Here is a 2,296-nt window from a genome sequence, read left to right on the forward strand (position 1 = left end):
AACCAGGGGTGGGGACCACGCGATGAGATCAACTACGGCTGTCGGCTGCGCTGTTGTCGTGACGGCGCTGCTCGCCACGGCAGGCTGCGGCGGCGGTACGCACCACGCCCGGACGGCGACCCGCGCCGGGGCGCGTACCAAGGCGACGGGGGCGGCGAAGAGTGCCGACGGGACGGCGAAGAGTGCCGGCGGGGCGGCGAAGCAAGCGCTCATGGACGCGGCCGCGCTGGCCGACACGAAGAAGTCCGCGGAGGTCACCGCGATCACCGACATCTACGGCAAGCACGGCACCGCCAAAGGCAGTTACACGTGGGGGAGCGATGGTGCGCGCAGTGACACCAGAATCGATCCCGCCTTGATCGGCATGCAGAAGTACAGCCACGGGACGTTGATGGAGACGCGGCAGATCGGCACCGCCAGCTACTACCACGTCGATCCGCAGCCCTCCGGCCCGCTCAAGGGCAAGCACTGGGCGAAGGTCGACCTGTCGGCGTATCTCGGCACGAAGATGGCGAACGCCGATGCCGGGAGCGGGGCCGGGCCCAAGGGCGATCCGGCCGTCTTCCTGCGGGATCTGGCGGCCTCCACCGACCTGCGGACGGCCGGCACGGAGACGGTGGACGGCAAGCCGACGACCCACTACAAGGGGCACGTGCCGGCGCCCGCGGCCATGAAGAAGCAGGGACTGGTGGAGCCGATCCTGACCGAGGTGTGGCTCGCACACGACAGCACGCTGGTCCGCTACCGCCAGGATCGGAGTTCCGTGACGACGACCATGGACTACCTGCGCTTCGGTGGCCCGGAGACGATCGCGGCCCCGCCCGCGTCGGACACCGCCGACATGACCGCCGCGGTCAAGGCCCAGCTGCAGAAGGCGCTGCACCCGTCCTCGTGAGGAGCGTCCGCGGTCGGCGGGACCCTACCCGTACGGGCCCCGCCGGAGGCGATTTGCTCCGGGGCGACCCGCTCCCGTACTCTCAAGACGAAGCCAAAGACCGCAGGTTGTCGTCGCGCCCGTCATCGGGTGGGGCGGCCGAAGGATTCCGCTCGGTGCGGACGGCCCGCGTAGGTGATCGGACCACGATCTCCGGAAGTGCTGAAGTACTTTCGTCGAGTTCCGCCCCGTGCGCCTGCGCCCGGGGCGTTTGTGTTGTCGCACCAGTCACGTCCCCTTCGTCAACCGGGCGGTCCGCAATCACCCGGAAGGAGGCCGAGACTCATGGCGAGGCCCGACAAGGCTGCCGCGGTTGCCGAGTTGACGGACAAGTTCCGCTCCTCGAACGCCGCAGTGCTGACCGAGTACCGCGGTCTCACCGTGGCGCAGCTCAAGACGCTGCGCCGTTCGCTCGGTGAGAACGTCACGTACGCCGTGGTGAAGAACACGCTGACCAAGATCGCGGCCAACGAGGCCGGGATCAACACGCTCGACGACCTGTTCGCGGGTCCGTCGGCTGTCGCCTTCGTGACCGGTGACCCGGTCCAGGCGGCGAAGGGTCTGCGCGACTTCGCCAAGGACAACCCCGCTCTCGTCATCAAGGGCGGTGTCCTTGACGGCAAGGCGCTGTCCGCCGACGAGATCAAGAAGCTTGCGGACCTCGAGTCCCGCGAGGTTCTGCTCGCCAAGCTGGCGGGTGCCATGAAGGCCAAGCAGTCCCAGGCTGCCGCGCTCTTCCAGGCGCTCCCGTCGAAGTTCGTCCGCACCGCGGAGGCGCTTCGGGCCAAGAAGGCCGAGGCAGAGGCAGAGCAGGGCGGTGCCGAGTAACTCGGCTCGCACAATGACCGCCGCCTGACCCGTACGCGTACGAACGGGAGCGGTCACAGCGGGCCCGATGTATGCCCGCCGACATGTACACCACGGCACCAGCCGAATGAATGGAAGGACGCCATCATGGCGAAGCTCACCCAGGACGAACTGCTCGCCCAGTTCGAGGACCTCACCCTCATCGAGCTCTCCGAGTTCGTGAAGGCGTTCGAGGAGAAGTTCGACGTCACCGCCGCCGCCCCGGTCGCGGTCGCCGCTGGGGGTGGCGCTGCCGCCGCCGTCGCCGACGCGCCGGAGGAGAAGGACGAGTTCGACGTCATCCTCACCGCCGCCGGTGACAAGAAGATCCAGGTCATCAAGGTCGTGCGCGAGCTGACCTCGCTCGGCCTGAAGGAGGCCAAGGACCTCGTGGACGGCGCCCCGAAGCCCGTCCTGGAGAAGGTCACCAAGGAAGCCGCGGAGAAGGGCAAGGAAGCCCTCGCGGGCGCCGGCGCCTCCGTCGAGGTCAAGTAACACCTCGCCGCGCTTCTGCTC

General features: G+C 68.4%; 3 protein-coding genes. All 3 read left to right on the top strand.

Features of this window, described 5'->3' with window-relative positions:
* A partial coding sequence (locus AC13HU_RS35910; RefSeq protein WP_483046187.1) for an SCO4651 family lipoprotein occupies window positions 1–895 on the top strand: 895 nt, incomplete at its 5' end.
* 324 nt (window positions 896–1,219) lie between these two features.
* Complete coding sequence (rplJ, locus tag AC13HU_RS35915; protein WP_483046188.1) at window positions 1,220–1,762, top strand: 50S ribosomal protein L10; 543 nt, start codon at window positions 1,220–1,222, stop codon at window positions 1,760–1,762.
* A 126-nt stretch (window positions 1,763–1,888) separates the two neighbouring features.
* Complete coding sequence (gene rplL / locus AC13HU_RS35920) at window positions 1,889–2,275, top strand: 50S ribosomal protein L7/L12 (RefSeq protein WP_483046189.1); 387 nt, start codon at window positions 1,889–1,891, stop codon at window positions 2,273–2,275.
* Window positions 2,276–2,296: the final 21 nt, after the last annotated feature.

This window comes from Streptomyces sp. NH27, assembly GCF_056859195.1.

What these genes read in the sequence shown, in the direction of transcription:
- rplL (WP_483046189.1), top strand. Translation starts at nt 1,889, where the DNA reads ATGGCGAAGCTCACCCAGGACGAACTGCTCGCCCAGTTCGAGGACCTC.
- rplJ (WP_483046188.1), top strand. Translation starts at nt 1,220, where the DNA reads ATGGCGAGGCCCGACAAGGCTGCCGCGGTTGCCGAGTTGACGGACAAG.